The organism is Streptomyces sp. NPDC020299, assembly GCF_044387825.1.
Classification (GTDB): Bacteria; Actinomycetota; Actinomycetes; order Streptomycetales; family Streptomycetaceae; genus Streptomyces.
On sequence record NZ_JBIRWL010000011.1, the window covers coordinates 61,635 to 74,597 of the forward strand.

General features: G+C 70.5%; 26 protein-coding genes. 1 reads left to right on the forward strand and 25 read right to left on the reverse strand.

Annotation, left to right across the window (positions count from 1 at the left end; translation table 11 throughout):
* Nucleotides 1-44: 44 nt before the first annotated feature.
* The 13 genes from ACH45E_RS26700 to ACH45E_RS26760 form a co-directional block, all read right to left on the reverse strand.
* Nucleotides 45-353 carry a hypothetical protein gene (locus ACH45E_RS26700; RefSeq protein ID WP_361448467.1) on the reverse strand — a complete coding sequence of 103 codons (309 nt, stop codon included), beginning with the start codon at nucleotides 351-353 and terminating at the stop codon, nucleotides 45-47.
* The gene (locus ACH45E_RS26705) at nucleotides 350-1,387 is read right to left on the reverse strand and encodes a hypothetical protein (RefSeq protein WP_361448465.1); all 1,038 of its coding nucleotides are present in this window, start codon (nucleotides 1,385-1,387) and stop codon (nucleotides 350-352) included. Before ACH45E_RS26705 ends, ACH45E_RS26700 begins: the two co-directional genes overlap by 4 nt.
* On the reverse strand, nucleotides 1,384-1,668 hold the full coding sequence (locus ACH45E_RS26710; RefSeq protein WP_361448462.1) for a hypothetical protein: 285 nt from the start codon (nucleotides 1,666-1,668) through the stop codon (nucleotides 1,384-1,386). The genes ACH45E_RS26705 and ACH45E_RS26710 overlap by 4 nt, the downstream gene beginning before the upstream one ends.
* Nucleotides 1,665-1,895 (reverse strand): hypothetical protein, encoded by a 231-nt coding sequence (locus ACH45E_RS26715; protein ID WP_361448459.1) that lies wholly within the window; start codon nucleotides 1,893-1,895, stop codon nucleotides 1,665-1,667. Before ACH45E_RS26715 ends, ACH45E_RS26710 begins: the two co-directional genes overlap by 4 nt.
* Nucleotides 1,892-2,293, reverse strand: coding sequence for a hypothetical protein (locus ACH45E_RS26720; protein WP_361448456.1), 402 nt, complete (start codon nucleotides 2,291-2,293; stop codon nucleotides 1,892-1,894). Before ACH45E_RS26720 ends, ACH45E_RS26715 begins: the two co-directional genes overlap by 4 nt.
* Nucleotides 2,290-2,859, reverse strand: a complete 570-nt coding sequence (locus tag ACH45E_RS26725) for a hypothetical protein (protein WP_361448453.1) — start codon at nucleotides 2,857-2,859, stop codon at nucleotides 2,290-2,292. The genes ACH45E_RS26720 and ACH45E_RS26725 overlap by 4 nt, the downstream gene beginning before the upstream one ends.
* Complete coding sequence (locus ACH45E_RS26730) at nucleotides 2,856-3,857, reverse strand: hypothetical protein (protein ID WP_361448450.1); 1,002 nt, start codon at nucleotides 3,855-3,857, stop codon at nucleotides 2,856-2,858. Before ACH45E_RS26730 ends, ACH45E_RS26725 begins: the two co-directional genes overlap by 4 nt.
* A gap of 69 nt (nucleotides 3,858-3,926) precedes the next feature.
* Nucleotides 3,927-4,304 (reverse strand): VVA0879 family protein, encoded by a 378-nt coding sequence (locus ACH45E_RS26735; RefSeq protein WP_361448447.1) that lies wholly within the window; start codon nucleotides 4,302-4,304, stop codon nucleotides 3,927-3,929.
* Between the two features lie 94 nt (nucleotides 4,305-4,398).
* Nucleotides 4,399-4,914, reverse strand: coding sequence for a hypothetical protein (locus ACH45E_RS26740; RefSeq protein WP_361448444.1), 516 nt, complete (start codon nucleotides 4,912-4,914; stop codon nucleotides 4,399-4,401).
* A complete protein-coding gene (locus ACH45E_RS26745; RefSeq protein WP_361448441.1) occupies nucleotides 4,911-5,084 on the reverse strand; it encodes a hypothetical protein in 174 nt (57 codons plus the stop codon). The genes ACH45E_RS26740 and ACH45E_RS26745 overlap by 4 nt, the downstream gene beginning before the upstream one ends.
* Nucleotides 5,081-5,383, reverse strand: a complete 303-nt coding sequence (locus tag ACH45E_RS26750; RefSeq protein WP_361448438.1) for a hypothetical protein — start codon at nucleotides 5,381-5,383, stop codon at nucleotides 5,081-5,083. The genes ACH45E_RS26745 and ACH45E_RS26750 overlap by 4 nt, the downstream gene beginning before the upstream one ends.
* Nucleotides 5,380-6,156 (reverse strand): hypothetical protein, encoded by a 777-nt coding sequence (locus ACH45E_RS26755; protein WP_361448435.1) that lies wholly within the window; start codon nucleotides 6,154-6,156, stop codon nucleotides 5,380-5,382. Before ACH45E_RS26755 ends, ACH45E_RS26750 begins: the two co-directional genes overlap by 4 nt.
* Nucleotides 6,153-7,250, reverse strand: coding sequence for a hypothetical protein (locus ACH45E_RS26760; protein WP_361448432.1), 1,098 nt, complete (start codon nucleotides 7,248-7,250; stop codon nucleotides 6,153-6,155). Before ACH45E_RS26760 ends, ACH45E_RS26755 begins: the two co-directional genes overlap by 4 nt.
* A gap of 143 nt (nucleotides 7,251-7,393) precedes the next feature.
* Here ACH45E_RS26760 and ACH45E_RS26765 point away from each other — a divergent pair, with 143 nt between their 5' ends.
* Entirely contained in the window at nucleotides 7,394-7,588 is a 195-nt protein-coding gene (locus ACH45E_RS26765) for a type II toxin-antitoxin system prevent-host-death family antitoxin (protein WP_361448429.1), read from the forward strand.
* 88 nt (nucleotides 7,589-7,676) lie between these two features.
* Here ACH45E_RS26765 and ACH45E_RS26770 read toward each other — a convergent pair whose 3' ends face one another.
* From ACH45E_RS26770 to ACH45E_RS26825, 12 genes are all read right to left on the reverse strand, one after another.
* A complete protein-coding gene (locus ACH45E_RS26770) occupies nucleotides 7,677-7,763 on the reverse strand; it encodes a zinc-ribbon domain-containing protein (RefSeq protein WP_361449169.1) in 87 nt (28 codons plus the stop codon).
* Nucleotides 7,760-7,954, reverse strand: coding sequence for a hypothetical protein (locus ACH45E_RS26775; RefSeq protein WP_361448426.1), 195 nt, complete (start codon nucleotides 7,952-7,954; stop codon nucleotides 7,760-7,762). The genes ACH45E_RS26770 and ACH45E_RS26775 overlap by 4 nt, the downstream gene beginning before the upstream one ends.
* A complete protein-coding gene (locus ACH45E_RS26780) occupies nucleotides 7,951-8,316 on the reverse strand; it encodes a ParB/Srx family N-terminal domain-containing protein (RefSeq protein ID WP_361448423.1) in 366 nt (121 codons plus the stop codon). The genes ACH45E_RS26775 and ACH45E_RS26780 overlap by 4 nt, the downstream gene beginning before the upstream one ends.
* On the reverse strand, nucleotides 8,313-8,561 hold the full coding sequence (locus ACH45E_RS26785) for a hypothetical protein (RefSeq protein ID WP_361448420.1): 249 nt from the start codon (nucleotides 8,559-8,561) through the stop codon (nucleotides 8,313-8,315). Before ACH45E_RS26785 ends, ACH45E_RS26780 begins: the two co-directional genes overlap by 4 nt.
* 79 nt (nucleotides 8,562-8,640) lie before the next feature.
* Complete coding sequence (locus ACH45E_RS26790; RefSeq protein WP_399041594.1) at nucleotides 8,641-9,132, reverse strand: hypothetical protein; 492 nt, start codon at nucleotides 9,130-9,132, stop codon at nucleotides 8,641-8,643.
* Nucleotides 9,129-9,515 carry a DUF6915 family protein gene (locus tag ACH45E_RS26795; protein WP_361446450.1) on the reverse strand — a complete coding sequence of 129 codons (387 nt, stop codon included), beginning with the start codon at nucleotides 9,513-9,515 and terminating at the stop codon, nucleotides 9,129-9,131. The genes ACH45E_RS26790 and ACH45E_RS26795 overlap by 4 nt, the downstream gene beginning before the upstream one ends.
* A complete protein-coding gene (locus tag ACH45E_RS26800) occupies nucleotides 9,512-9,715 on the reverse strand; it encodes a helix-turn-helix domain-containing protein (protein WP_361446452.1) in 204 nt (67 codons plus the stop codon). The genes ACH45E_RS26795 and ACH45E_RS26800 overlap by 4 nt, the downstream gene beginning before the upstream one ends.
* Nucleotides 9,716-9,823: 108 nt before the next feature.
* Complete coding sequence (locus tag ACH45E_RS26805) at nucleotides 9,824-10,441, reverse strand: hypothetical protein (protein ID WP_361446454.1); 618 nt, start codon at nucleotides 10,439-10,441, stop codon at nucleotides 9,824-9,826.
* A gap of 20 nt (nucleotides 10,442-10,461) precedes the next feature.
* The gene (locus tag ACH45E_RS26810; protein WP_361446456.1) at nucleotides 10,462-10,791 is read right to left on the reverse strand and encodes a hypothetical protein; all 330 of its coding nucleotides are present in this window, start codon (nucleotides 10,789-10,791) and stop codon (nucleotides 10,462-10,464) included.
* The gene (locus tag ACH45E_RS26815; protein WP_361446458.1) at nucleotides 10,788-11,525 is read right to left on the reverse strand and encodes a VWA domain-containing protein; all 738 of its coding nucleotides are present in this window, start codon (nucleotides 11,523-11,525) and stop codon (nucleotides 10,788-10,790) included. The genes ACH45E_RS26810 and ACH45E_RS26815 overlap by 4 nt, the downstream gene beginning before the upstream one ends.
* 69 nt (nucleotides 11,526-11,594) lie before the next feature.
* Nucleotides 11,595-12,440, reverse strand: a complete 846-nt coding sequence (locus tag ACH45E_RS26820) for a hypothetical protein (protein WP_361446460.1) — start codon at nucleotides 12,438-12,440, stop codon at nucleotides 11,595-11,597.
* The gene (locus tag ACH45E_RS26825; protein WP_361446462.1) at nucleotides 12,437-12,928 is read right to left on the reverse strand and encodes a hypothetical protein; all 492 of its coding nucleotides are present in this window, start codon (nucleotides 12,926-12,928) and stop codon (nucleotides 12,437-12,439) included. Before ACH45E_RS26825 ends, ACH45E_RS26820 begins: the two co-directional genes overlap by 4 nt.
* Nucleotides 12,929-12,963 lie beyond the last annotated feature (35 nt).

The following is a 12,963-nucleotide window of genomic DNA, read 5'->3' on the forward strand; positions in this document are numbered from 1 at the left end:
TTATGGAAGTGTGGGCCGCACCATGTCGGGCGACCCGAGAGCGGTCAGGTGGCTGCTGATGCAGTGCGGCGTACACCCTGGAACTTGCGGGCCAACCGGCGGAGTCGACGTTTCGTGTCGTCGCCTCCGCCACCGTTCCACCAGACCCACGCTGCGAGAGCCGTTCCGCCGGCGCAGATGCCCCCGTCCAGGCTGTCGTGCCGCAGGGCGGCGCTGACGAGGTTGATGGCGTTGCCGACGATGCACCAGCCCATCAGGGTGTGGTGGTTGATGATGCCTTTGAGACGGGCGGCGAGGGCGCTGACGAAGGTGGCCATGCCTGCGGCGGACAGGGCGAGCGATACATAGGTCATGAGGTGGCCGCCTCGGTGCCGGGTTCGTCGCTGCGGGATCCCTGGCCGGGGGTGCGCCAGTCGGCGCAGGCTTTCTCGACGGCGGCGAGCGTGAACCGGTCGGGTACGGGCCCGTCGGGGTCCGTCCGCCACCGGTTCATCGCGGCGGCCACGAGGTCGTCGAGGAAGCCGTGCAGGTCGTCGTCGGACATGACGTGCGCCCAGGGCAGGGCGGGCCGGGTTGTGGCCGGGCGGTCGCCGTCGGCTGCCTCGCGTACGGCGTCCACGGTGAACGTGCCGCCGGAGAGGGTGCCGTTGGCCGCGGTCCGGTCGCACAGGTCGTACACGGCGTCGAGGCAGCGGGAGAGGTAGGCCATCTCCTCGGCGATGGTCGGCTCGGCGCCGACGTACTTCTTCCGCTCCGTCTCCAGCTCGGCGACGCGGGCGCGCAGCTGCTCGACCTCGGGTGCGAGCCAGCCCGCGACCTTCGCCCGGGCCTCCGGGTCGAAGGCGAGGGCGACGGGCCGGCCGTTGTCGGCGATCGCGCCGATCGTCAGGCCGGGCTCTTCCTCGAGGGCGGCCTCCATGGCCACGTCGAACCGGGACACGACGAGCGGGGTGGCGGCTTCGGCGCGGTGCTCGGCCAGTTCGGCCGCCTCTCGCTTCACCCTGGTCTCGGCGTAGTCGTCGGCGGTGAACACGCGCAGGCCCTGGTCGACGGCGGTCTTGCACGGCCATTGTGTGGACCAGCCGTCGCCCCAGCAGACCGCGCACACCCAGGCCCTCACGGGCTCGACGAAGGCCGGGATGTGGAAGCGGGCCGGGAGCGCCCAGACTTCCTCTTCGCTCATGCCGGTGATCAGCTCGTACCCGGGTGCGTCCGGTGCGGGGAGCAGCAGGGCGCGCTGCGCGCATTCGTCGTGCACGACCTGACCGCCGGCCGCGACGGTCGTACGGCAGGTGCCGCACGCGCCCGGGTCGGCGTGCTGGCCGCGCTCGGCCACGGCGCGGGCGCGTTCCTGCGCCCAGAAGTCGTCCTCGAGTTGCTCGGTCATGCCGGTGCTCCTTCGGTGATCACGTCGATGTGGGTGAGGGCGATGCCGCCCGGATAGCCGTCGACGGAGACGACGGGCGCGCCGTAGCAGAGGGTCCAGGCGGGGGTGCGGGTCACGGTTTCCAGCCGCTTGTAGAGGTCGGTGCAGTCCGGGTCGGCGTGGCCGCGAGCCTTCCGCTGGGCGCGGGCCGCCGCGATGAACGGGTTGTCCGGGCGCAGGCCGGGATACGCGATCACCGGCGTGCCGACCGGGTGCAGGGCGTTGAACTCGTCGGCGGTCATCGGGGGTCACTCCTGTTGATCAGCTGGGCGTAGGCGCTGGCGGTCTCCCAGATGGCGAAGCCAGGCTCGTAGTCGTGGAACGGTGCCAGCCAGGCGAGGGCGTTGGCGGTGGCTTCGAGCCAGTCGGCGATCGCTGCGTCTTCGGGGGTGCCGGTGGCGCGTTTGGTGTCGGCGGCTTGCTGGAGTTCGCTGGCTTGCGGGCAGGTGGTGCGGCGCGCGACGGTCATGCGGTCACCGCCGTGTGGGTGCAGGGCCAGGGTTCGGCGTGGGTGATCGCGCCGTCGGTGTTGATCTCGGAGTGGGTGGCGCAGGCGAATTTTTTGCGGACTTCAACGCAGTGCTCGGCGTCGAGGGCGATGTCGTGGGCGCAGTCCCCGCCCCCGTCCAGGCACTCCGGTTCGCCGACGAGCATGACCATGGGCAGGCAGTCCGGCTCGGGCGCGGTCGGCCCGCAGGCGGGACACTCGCGGCGGACGTCGGGAAGCGGCAGCCCGTTGAGCGCGCGGGCCATCTCCTGGTCGGTGACGTCACCGAGCCGAAGGCCGCAGCCGTTGCAGGCCCGCTTCAGCTTGATCGTGGTCGAGCCGTGCTCGGTGATCCAGTCCGGGGTCCATGGGCGCGTCATGCGGTCACCGCCGGGGCGTCCTTGCAGGGCCAGCGGTTGCCGCACGCGCACCAGTGGCATCCGTCCGCCGGGTCCGGCACCTTGTCGTAGTGCTGCGAAGGCGGGGTTTCCCCGGCCTCGGTGATGTCCGTCCAGCCGTCCAGCTCGTACTCGCCGTCGGGGATCCAGATGCCGCTGCTGTCCGAGGAAAACCCGAGCGCCGTACGAAGGCCGCGGGGAATCTCGGCGATGGCGACGACCTTGAACGTGCGCCCGGCGTTGACGTAGATGCGACCCGGCCGGAAGAAGCCCGCCGCGGTGTTGGCCGGCGCCTGGCCGTACCGTTCGGCGGCCAGGGCCCGGAGCGTGCGTGCGTCCTCGCGGACCAGGTCGGCGGAGCCGGGGCCGATCCCGGACGCCAGCCCGTAGTGCGCGGCGACGCGCGCCTCGGCCTCGTCGGCGATGGCCTCCAGCACGGCCGCGCCCTCGTGCAGCACCTCGGCGGCGAAGTCGTCGATCGAGCGCCGCGCCATGTCAGCCGGCACGGCCGGGTCGATGTTCGTCTCCAGGACGTCTCGGGCCGTCACGCCGACACCTCCGCGCGGTTCCGGGCGGTGTCGTACTGGGCGATGGCCCACACGGCGGCGTGGCACTGGTACAGGTAGTGGTAACCCAGCTTGTGGATACGCCACTCGGTGAAGTCGTCGAACGTGAACCCCCCGGTTTGCCGGACCTTCACCTTGTGCTTCGGGCCGCTGCCGTGGTGCGTGAGCGCGTTCCAGCAGACCGCGGAGCTGTACGAGTCGTGCTCGTCGCCTTCACCGCAGGAGCATTCCGAGCGGAACCGCATGCCAAGCTGGAACTCGCTGACCAGACGCAGCGCGTTCTGCTCCTCGTCCATCCAGTGGCTGTCCAGGATTTCGTCCCGGACCTCGGCCTCCAGCCCGGCCGGCGCCCACCCGTCTCGGACGGCCTCGGCGACGCGCTCGTTGATCTGGTGCTCCAGCCGCTTCCGGTCGTACTCCTCGACCGAGCGGCGACCGTTGACGAGCTTGCTCGCCCACGACGACGGGCTGACCCGCTGCCCGCGCAGCCAGTTGAGCATGTCCTCGGTGTCCGGGCCGAACCGCTCGAAGTGGAAGCTGCCGTGGCTGCCAGCGACGATCAGGTTGTACGGCCAGGTGACGAGGATGATCCGGGACAGGCCGCTCAGGCCGGTGAACTCGATGTGCCGGAAGACGCCGTCCTCACGGTGCACGGTGAGGGTGTGGGTCTTGGCGTCGTTGGCGAAGTGTGTGGCGGCGCGGGCCTCGTCGGTGAGCTCGTGGCCCGCGGGCGTTGAGTCGGGGACGGCTGGCGTTTTGCGGAGCTGCTCGGGCTTGCCGATGAGCGCGGCGCCTTCAGGGGCGGTGAGGGCGTCCGGCGACGATGCCTCTTCCTGGCCGCCGTACGGGCCGGAGGCGGCCGTTCCGGGTCCGGTTGGGGTCTCGGGCCCACCGTGGGGGTCGCGGGTCTCTGTGGGGCCGTTGTGTCCTTCTGAGGCGTCCGGTGCCATCGAGTTGTCCGTTTCGGTTGAGGGTGTCATGCGGTTTATCCGTTCTGGCGCTGTTCGGTGAGGTACTGACTGGTGAGTCAGTTGTTGCTGACAGTTCTGTCAGCAAGGGGCTGGTGCGAGGGGGAAGGCGTGCTTGGTGCGCCCGTCGGGGAGCTGGATCTCCCAGGGGCCGGCGAAGAGGCCGTAGGCGACCCAGTCGCAGCCGCGGCCCTTCCACTGGTTCTGGGGTCCTTTGAGGGCGCCGAGGGTGCGGCCGATGCATTCGACGCCGAGGATGTCGGAGGCGATGACTTCGTCGCCGGTGACGTGCGCGCGGGGGTGTTTGGTCAGGGCTTCGCTGAAGTCGGCGCCGTTGGCGATGTCGCCGCAGGACGGACAGGCGAAGGCCCACTTGAGGGGGTCGGTGCCGAAGCGTTCGCGGGCTTCGGCGACGAGTTCGGCCTGGGTGAGCTTGCGGTGCTCGGTCGTGGCGGTCACAGGGCTGCTCCTTGGTCTGGGTGGTGGGGCGGTTGGCCGGCGGTGCCTGGCAGGCGGGGCGGCCGCCCGGTGATGGCCCGGGCGGCCGTGGGGGCTACTGGGAGGCGACGAGACGCCGGAGGGCGTTGATCAGCTCGGGGATGCGCTCGATGGGCACGTGGACCGGGTCGACTACGGTGTGGAAGCTGATCGCGGGGCCGCCGTTGACGGGGCTGTGCGGGACTCCGATGTGCAGCAGGTCGCCGTCGTTGTCCGTGAACTGGTAGGGCTCGATGTCGCCCGTCGGTGGCTGGTCGGTGACGCGCGTCCAGCGGGTGACGATTTGGGCGCGCTGTTTGACCTCGAACGCGTTGACCTCACGGTCGTCGAACCAGGGGTCGCACTCCTGGTGTTCGGTCAGAGGCTCCTGGTACGTGACCCGGTAGGTCTTGCCGTCGTCGGGGGCGCGGAAGACGAGTGTGTGGGTGGAGGCCCAGCGGCGGGTGTCGGTCTGTTCGCGGTGGAGTTCGACGGCGGCCTCGGGGTGGTCGGCGGCCTCGTCCTCCTCGATCAGGTCGTACGGGAGCCCCCAGTCGTCGAGCTGGTCACGGGTGAGGATGCGGGTGGTCATTCGGTGTCTCCGGTCTGCTGGTCCTGGTCGGCCTGCTGTCGTTGCCAGGCGGTGGTGCGGGCGTCGTGGCTGGGGATGCCGATGGGGCGGCCGCGTGGGGTGGTGCAGCGTTGGCCGGCGGGGGCGCCGCACCAGGGGCAGCGGATCGCGTGCTCGGGGAGAGCGGTCATGTCATGCCTCCGCAGGTGTTGCAGGTGAAGCCGGCGGGCCGGGCCCCTTGGCAGGTCGGACACGGCACGCAGCGACGGAGGAGCGCCGCGGCGTCGGCGCCGAGCGCGTGGGCGGCGGCGACGAGGTGCCCGACGGAGATCTCGGCGCGGTGTCCGGTTTCGGCCTTCGCGATGACGGCGCGGTCGATTGGGTAGCCAGCGGCTGTCATGCGGTCCGCCAGGACTCGGGCGGAGACCTTCTCGCGCTGGCGGAGTGCCCGGAGTTCGGCGATGACCCGGGCGCTGATGGGCTCGGTCATGACGCGGAGTCCTTCGGCTTGTCGGTGCCGTCCTCCGCGGGCTCTTCGCGGAGCTTCTCCTCGAACTTGGCGAGCTGGTCTCGCTCCTCGTCCGTGAGGCGTCCGAGGTGGGCCTGCGCGGCGGCGCGGCGGCGGTCGATCTCCTCGGCGACGGCGTTGTGGTCCACCGCGGTCTTGCCGGAGTTGATGGCGCGCGACGCCTCGATGCGCGTGGGGTGGGCGTCAAGGCGGCGTCGCCCGCGCCCGCTCTCACAGGACTGGCCGGCGGGCGCGTGGCAGTGAGGGCAGGGCGCGGTGAGTTCGGGGCGGCGGCTGGTCGTTTCGCGGCCGATGGTGCGGAGGATCGCACTGCCGCGGCCGTCGGCGTCCACGCTGTCGCCGCTCGTGAGCGCGGCGGTCGTGGTCTGCGGTGGGAGATGGCCGCTGGCGGCGGCGGAGTGCAGGGCCTTGCGGCTGGCGATCGACTCGCGACCGGTCTCGTCCGGGTTGCCGTCGTACATGACGGCGGTCTTGGCGAGGCGGGTGTTGCGGATTTGCTGGCGGTGGTAGCGGACGTGGTGGGGTTCGAGCCAGCGGCGCTTGCTGGGGTCGAAGCGGGTTGCGGTGTCGAGGGTGTTGGTGCCGTAGAAGGCGGTGACGGCGTCGATGGCGTCTTGGTCGTACGGGATGTCGTGGAGAGCTGCGGCCCAGGCGCGGGCGGCGGCTTCGCCGACGGTGCGGTTGTCGAAGGCGGCAGCGTGGCCGAGGAGGCGGGCGGCTTCGGCGGCGTTCATGGCGAGTTCCTCTCTTCGGCTTCGAGGCGGGCGGCGAGGTTGAAGGCGTCGGAGACGCGCTGGTCGGTGGTGGGGATCTGGCGGGGCGGCTGGAAGGGCACGATGTCCGCGCCGACGGCGACCGGGAGGTGTCCGGGCTGGGGCTGGGCGGCGGGTGCGTCGGGGAGGGCGCGCCAGGCGGGGAGGAAGTAGTTGCCGGAGCGGGGCTGTTTGCGGGCGCCTTGCCAGCTGCCGCGGGCGGAGGTGACGAGGGCGGGGATTCCGCATCGCTTGATGAGCGCCTCGATGAGGAACCACTCGCCGGGCTGGAGGTCCCATCCGACGACGAAGTGTGCGGTGGTGAGGGCGTCGACGAGGGGGCGGCAGGCATCGGGGATGCGGGGCCGGTCTCCGATGCGCGGAAGCGTCGCGTCCGAGCTAGCTAGCTGTCCCTCCTCCTTCGTAGAAGGAGGAGGTGTAGTTGGGACGGGTCGGGTCGGGTCGGGGGCAGCGTCTCCGTGACGGCCGGGAGACGCGTCTACATCGGCATCTACATTCGAGCGCGTACCGTCTTTGACGTGGGGCTTTCCGGTTTCAAGATCGTCCCCGTGTGTGTGGTCAGGGTGCGAACTCGATGCGAACTCGACCTCAACTCGATGCGAGTTGCCTTCCGAATCCGCTTCGACTTCGCGCGACTTGACCTCCGGATTACTTTCCGGGGCATCGGCTGTAGACGCGTCTACATCAGCGTCTCGCTCACCCCTCTTCCCCTCGCGCCACCGCTGCTGCCGGGCGGACTTCGCCTTGCGCGCGGCGTCCGTCTCGGCGCGGCTGGGATTCTTCTCCAAGTACTGGTGGATCACGTATGAGTTGGCGTCGGCCTCGGGGCAGGAGCCGCAGGCGTGGCCGCGCTGGTGCCACAGGCCGGCGTCGACGAGCGCCTTGATCATGCGGGGGGTGCCGTACATGCGGGCGACGTGCTTGGGGATCACGCCGTCGGTGACCTGCTGCGCGGCCCAGGACCCGCAGCGGACGTACAGGCCGACGGCGGGAGTGCCAGCTGCGAACACCTTGGGGTGGCAGTGGAACCCGTCGTCGATCTTGAACCAGGCCATTGGTGCTTCTCTCGGTCGTGCGGATCAGGGCATGGCGAAGAAGCCCGGTTTCAGGGCGGCCTGTCGTTGTGCTCTGACGTCTCAAAGCCTACAGGATTTGTGTACACAAAGGTACCGCGCAGTACCTCGGCTACTCTTTGTGTATGCCGGAGAACGCGAAGAACGAGTTCGGGGTCCGCGAACTGCGCGCGAACCTCGGCGACGTCATCAGCGATGTCGCCGTGCGCGGCCGCATCGTGTACGTCACCAGCTACGGCCGGCGCGTGGCCGCGATCGTGCCTGTCCCTGACGCCGAAGCCCTGGAAGCCCAGCGGCAAGCGGAGCCCCCCGAGTCCTGACACCGTCTCCTCCTCTCGCCCTCCGAGCCCAGCACCGTCGTGCGGGGTTTTGTGATGTTGTGGAACCGTTTCGGCTTGATCCGCCCGATTAGCGCCGGGCTCCGATAGGGCCTGAGCAGGCCTTGCAGAACCCGGCGTTCGGAGGGACCGGAGCCCCGCAGCGCGGACACTTCACGGGCCACCCGCCTCGGTGACGGGCCCGTGTTCGGCGACGAGGACCCGCCAGCGGATGAACCGGCTACCGGTGCACGTCCAGCGGGCGCCGTCCTTCGAGCACCGGCGGCCGGGCCGGTCGGTCACGGCGCGCACGCCGGCCGGGGCCTGGAAGCTGCCGGGGCCGTCCGGCCGCCAGGAGCGGGCGGTCACGGTGGGCCCGGCGTGGGGTCGTCGTGGTCCTGGTCCCAGGAGTGGATGAACCAGTCGGTGCCGTCCCAGGCGTCGGCGACGGGGACGCGTTTGAGGCCCATGTCGCGGGCGAGGACGGCACGGTGGTGGCCATCCACGACGTGGAGGGAACTGCAGCAGTCGGGGTGTCCCCAGCAGAGGCGGATGGGTTCTTCGATGCCGAGTTTGGTGATGCTGCTGCGGAGCTTGGCCATGCGGACGGGGTGGTTCTCGTACAGCCAGGCGGCTTCCGTGTCCCAGGTGTGGTCGGGTGAGACGGTCTGCTCGGTCGGTGTGAACAGCCGGAACAGCTTGGCGACCGACATGGTCCGCTGGGTGGTCATACCCGCTCCCAATCGACGGTGCCCTGCTCGACGTAGCCGGTGGCGCGACTGGTGCCGGTCTTCTCGCCGGTGTCCTCGTCGCGGTCGGCGAGGTAGTTGGTCCAGAAGCTGACGCGGGCGCGGGCGGCGCCGAGGGAGCCGTACGGGCCTTCGTGCTTGGTGTCCTGCGCGCCGTCGTGGTCGGTGAAGGTGATGACGGCGCGGTACACGGTGGCGTCGGCGGCCATGCCGATGGATCGGGCCATGGTGATCTCCTGACGGTTGGTGCCCGGGGCGGCCGGGCGTGGGTGGCGTTTCGCCCCGGGCGGTCTGCGGGACGGGCGGTCAGTCGTGGCTGTAGAACTCGACCTCGATGCCGTCGTGGCGGACGGTGATCTCGGCGTGGTCGCCGAACGCGTCGAGCAGAACGTTTTCGAAGTGGCCGCCCTCGACGGCGCTCTCCAGCGCTTTGCAGCACAGGTAGCGGGCCTCGTCCGGTCCCTCGTACGGATCGGTCACCCAAGTGCCGGTGGCCTCGTCGCGGTGGCCGGGGATCTTGCCCAGACTGCGGTGGCCCCACATCTCCAGGTCGTCCTCGTCGGCGTCCTCATCGGCGGTGGTCCGCACCCACGTGCCGTGAACGCCGAAGGTGCAGGGATCACCGTCGTTGAAGTACGGCGTGTACTGCCGCCACCCGAACTCGACGATCGTCGGGTCGTCGAGGACGGCCTGGAGGATCGGCTGGAGTTCCTCGATCGGGCGCTGTTCGCCGCGGGACTCGCCGCGGGTGATGTCCCCCTGGACGGGGATGCCGAGGAAGTTGCGGGTGTCGGTCACTGGGTGCCTCCGGTGGGCTGGTTGAGGAGCAGGTGGGAGAGAGGGACGGTCTTGCGCTGGGAGCCGGACATCCACGGGGCGATCGGCATGCCGTCGATGTAGTCCGCGGGCGACGGAAGCCAGCCGAGGTCCTCGAGGACGTGCTGCTCCGCGATCAGCCGGACAGGGACCTGCACCGTGGACCGCTGCTTGGGGACGTCGAGGGTGACGCCGAAGATCCGCTGACACAGCCACACGCCGGTCGTGTGGTGGTACATCGAGCGGTGGCGGACGTCGCCGATGACCTGCTTTGACGAGTCGATGAACTCGTGGATCGGCAGGTACAACTCCGGGTCCCCGCCCCACTTCCGGGCACTGGACTGCGCGTGGTGGAAGGAGTTCACGCCCGGGCCCCCGTCCGGGGGCCGCCGCGGGCGCGGAGTTTCACGCCGGCGTCGAGGAGGAGCTGACGAACGTTGCCGTACGAGCGGCCGGTGCGGGCGGCGATGCCGCGGATGCTGGCTCCGGCGTGGTACAGCTCGGCGAGGTCTTCTGCGTAGGCCTTGCGGTCGTCGCCGGTGAGGGCGGGACTTCTGGTGCTCATGTGACTCTCCGGGTTACAGAAGGGGCGCCGAGCCCGCGGTGCGGGGGAAGGTGCGGGCTCGGCGCCCGGGGTGGCCGCGCGTAGGGGGAGGCGCGGCCGGGCAGTGGGTCAGGCGGCGTATTCGTCGACGAGGGCCTGGTACTTGTCGCGTTCGGCCGCGTACTCGGCGATGTACTTGGTGCTCGTCTCGTCCGGGCCGTCTCGGTCGGCGATGCGCTGCCAGTTGGTGACCCGCTCCTCCGCCTGCTGCGCGGACTTGCGTAGCGCCTCCGCCACGGCCGTTCGGCTGGCCCAGGTGTCGTCGGTGACGATCGGCGTCCCGTTGTAGACACAGTCGCGGACGTAGCCGTACACGCTGACCAGGTGCATGTCGGCCTTGCGATCGTAGGACGCGGCCTTGTAGAAAACGCCGACGCGGCGGCGGCCGAGCTCGTCGACGATGTACGACCACATGGCGTGGTCCGACCCCTCGCGCTTCCACCCGTCGGGCAGGGTGGCTGGCGCGAACAGCGGGTCGTGGGGGTCGGGCTGGCCGAAGGTGAAGCCGACGGCCTCGAACTCCTCGCGGGAGTCGCGCATTGCGGTGGGCAGGCAGTCGGAGTGGATGACCTGTGCCTGCCCGGCGCGCTCCTGCGCGCCGATGACGGCCTCAGTGTCGCCGGTGGCGAGGAGCAGCATGCTGGTGAGCTCCATGCTGCTGGGGTCCTGGGTGTTCTCGATGGACACAGTGAGTCTCCGGGTGAGGGTCAGATGTGGTCGCCGACGTGGATGCGGCTCCAGCGGGCAGCGGTGACGCACACGGTGAGGCCGGTGTCGAGGCGCAACTCCCAGCACTCGGGCGTCCGGTGGGCGACGCGGCGCATCCCGGCCGGGATGCTGGAGCAGGTGCGGCGGCTCCTCCGGCCGGACGTCGTGGTGCACACCCGGCGGGTCCGGGTCTGGGTAGTCCACGTCGTCTGCGCGGCCCGGTAGGTTTTGCCGAGGACCCGGCCGTGCGAGGTACTGCTTCCGGAGCAGGCGGTGACGAGCGCGTAGACGGTGAGCGCCGCGCACACGGCGGCGAGCGCGCGCCTCACCGGATCACGCCAGCAGCGGTGGCGGCGGCGAGCCAGCCGGCGTACTCGTGGGTGATCCCGTCGTACAGCTGGGCGTCGGTCACGCGGTGCGGGTCGCGGGCGTGGAAGAAGCTCGCGTTGTCGACGGTGCGGCCACGCAGGTCGTCGAGCTTCTCCAGGAACTTCACGCGGTCACCGAAACCGACGAACGCGAAGAACAGCGGGTGAGTGGACGCTTCGCGGAGCGCGGCTTCCGCGTCGCGGCGGGAGTCCGGCTCGCCATCCGTCTGGAAGATCACCAGCCCGGGCCCGGCGTTGCTGGCGTGGAGGTCGACGACGTAGTCGATGGCCCGCGCGTAGTCCGTCGATCCCCACGGCACCTGGTGGTGGGTGCGGTTGATGACGCCCTGGTAGTCGTCGAGGCGGACGTCGGGCTGCTGGGTGACGTGCGACCCGAAGTACACGAGCGGCACCTGGCCGTCGTCGTCAAGGTTCACGGACAGACCCAGGGCCTGCTCAGCGAGCCGCTGCACCGACCCGTTGTTGTAGAAGCTGGTCATGCTGCCGGAGTGGTCCAGGACCAGGTACACGGCGGCCCGCTGCCCGGCCAGACCCTGCTTCTCCAGGCTGACCGCAGCGGTCTTCGCCAGGGAGACCAGGCCCGCCGGGACCTTGTCGAGGTCGATCGCCGGGCCCTGGCCGACGGGCGCCGGGACCGGCGACGACGTGGCGGGGTTCTTGCGGAAGAGGTTCACGAGGTTCTCCGTTGAGGGTGAGTGGGTGGCCCCGGCCGATTCGCGCGGCCGGGGCGCTCGAGCGGGTGGCTACTTGGGCATGGGCATCTGGCTGTTCGGCGGGTGCACCAGCCGGTCCAGCGAACGGCCTTCGCGTACCGCGTTCCAGGTCCGCACCAGGTAGGCCATGTGCCGGGACTCCGGCATGCGCATGCTGTCGAGACGTTCCGAGGTCACTCGCGACCGCAGCGCGAGGACCGGGTGTCCGACAGGGAGTTCCGCGCCGTCCGCGATCCGCTGGAAGAACCAGGTCGCCTCGTCCAGGGAGATCGCCGCGAACAGGTGGTGGGCGGTACCGAGGACCGATTGCGGGATGTGCGGGAACGCATTCCTGGTCCGGACGGCGATCTCAGCGGAGCGTCGCAGTTCGGGGTGGTCGGCGAGGAGCTGGGCGCACTCGCGGTTGGTCGCCGCGTAGTTGCCGCTGAACCGGTAGTCGCCCTGCTTCCACGCCCAGACGCGGCGCAGAACTGCGGCCAGGGTGTGGGCGTTGGTCTCTCCGCGGAGGCCCATGACGTCGCCGGTGGTGCGCTTCCGGCCGGTGTCCATGGTTTCCTGCGCGGCCGGGTCGAGGCCCACGACGACGAGCATCTGCACCGTGACACCGGATTCGATCACGGCGCGGAGCCGGTGCTGCCCGTCGAGGACGGTGCCGTCGGTGGCGAACTTGATCGCCTCGCCGTTCAGGTTCCAGTGGCCGGCGGCCATGTCCCGGGCGTAGTCGGCGACGGCGCGCTCCCGGACCTTGCGGTTGTGGGTGTTGTTGCGTAGCCAGGTTCGGGCGATGTCGGGGGTGACCTCGACGACGACGGCGGTAGGCCCGTCGATGTCGGCGAGCAGGGGTAGGGTTTCGACGTTCAGCGATTCGGCGTTCACGAGTTGCTGCTTTCTGTGGTTGTTGGGGCGGCGGTGCCGGGCAGGGCGCCGCCGCCTTTGTTGTTGGCCGGGCACCGCTGCTGGTGCTCGGCTGTGATGTGGGTGGCGAAGTGGGCGACCTGGTCCCCGCTGGCGCTCTCGGTTTCCCGACAGGCCGGGCAGACGAAGTCGGCGTTCGGGATGCGGATCCAGCCGCCCCGGTGGTCGCGCTGCCCCGGGTCGAGACGGAGCCCCGGCGCCGGGTCAGGGGCTCGGCCGACAGCGGCCCGAGCGGCCCGGAATGCAGCCGGGTTCGAACGGCGCTTGCCAGAAGCCACGGCGCGGTCACCCGGGCCGGGCGGGATCTCGTCCAGGCCCTGAAGCGCGCGCGGCGTATGAGCTGGGCACCGCAGGCCCGGCAGGAACAGGCGGACGCCCTCAGTCGCGTGGCAGTGCCGCTGCTCGACGCCGACCCAGTAGTCGCACGCCCGCGGCTCGCGGCTGGTCATGCCGTCGCCTTCCGTGCGGCCCGGAGTGTGGCGTC

What these genes read in the sequence shown, in the direction of transcription:
- ACH45E_RS26705 (WP_361448465.1), bottom strand. Translation starts at nt 1,387, where the DNA reads ATGACCGAGCAACTCGAGGACGACTTCTGGGCGCAGGAACGCGCCCGC.
- ACH45E_RS26750 (WP_361448438.1), bottom strand. Translation starts at nt 5,383, where the DNA reads ATGACCGAGCCCATCAGCGCCCGGGTCATCGCCGAACTCCGGGCACTC.
- ACH45E_RS26700 (WP_361448467.1), bottom strand. Translation starts at nt 353, where the DNA reads ATGACCTATGTATCGCTCGCCCTGTCCGCCGCAGGCATGGCCACCTTC.
- ACH45E_RS26755 (WP_361448435.1), bottom strand. Translation starts at nt 6,156, where the DNA reads ATGAACGCCGCCGAAGCCGCCCGCCTCCTCGGCCACGCTGCCGCCTTC.
- ACH45E_RS26710 (WP_361448462.1), bottom strand. Translation starts at nt 1,668, where the DNA reads ATGACCGCCGACGAGTTCAACGCCCTGCACCCGGTCGGCACGCCGGTG.
- ACH45E_RS26730 (WP_361448450.1), bottom strand. Translation starts at nt 3,857, where the DNA reads ATGACACCCTCAACCGAAACGGACAACTCGATGGCACCGGACGCCTCA.
- ACH45E_RS26785 (WP_361448420.1), bottom strand. Translation starts at nt 8,561, where the DNA reads ATGGCCCGATCCATCGGCATGGCCGCCGACGCCACCGTGTACCGCGCC.
- ACH45E_RS26745 (WP_361448441.1), bottom strand. Translation starts at nt 5,084, where the DNA reads ATGACCGCTCTCCCCGAGCACGCGATCCGCTGCCCCTGGTGCGGCGCC.
- ACH45E_RS26720 (WP_361448456.1), bottom strand. Translation starts at nt 2,293, where the DNA reads ATGACGCGCCCATGGACCCCGGACTGGATCACCGAGCACGGCTCGACC.
- ACH45E_RS26740 (WP_361448444.1), bottom strand. Translation starts at nt 4,914, where the DNA reads ATGACCACCCGCATCCTCACCCGTGACCAGCTCGACGACTGGGGGCTC.
- ACH45E_RS26800 (WP_361446452.1), bottom strand. Translation starts at nt 9,715, where the DNA reads ATGAGCACCAGAAGTCCCGCCCTCACCGGCGACGACCGCAAGGCCTAC.
- ACH45E_RS26715 (WP_361448459.1), bottom strand. Translation starts at nt 1,895, where the DNA reads ATGACCGTCGCGCGCCGCACCACCTGCCCGCAAGCCAGCGAACTCCAG.
- ACH45E_RS26760 (WP_361448432.1), bottom strand. Translation starts at nt 7,250, where the DNA reads ATGGCCTGGTTCAAGATCGACGACGGGTTCCACTGCCACCCCAAGGTG.
- ACH45E_RS26825 (WP_361446462.1), bottom strand. Translation starts at nt 12,928, where the DNA reads ATGACCAGCCGCGAGCCGCGGGCGTGCGACTACTGGGTCGGCGTCGAG.
- ACH45E_RS26765 (WP_361448429.1), top strand. Translation starts at nt 7,394, where the DNA reads ATGCCGGAGAACGCGAAGAACGAGTTCGGGGTCCGCGAACTGCGCGCG.
- ACH45E_RS26780 (WP_361448423.1), bottom strand. Translation starts at nt 8,316, where the DNA reads ATGACCACCCAGCGGACCATGTCGGTCGCCAAGCTGTTCCGGCTGTTC.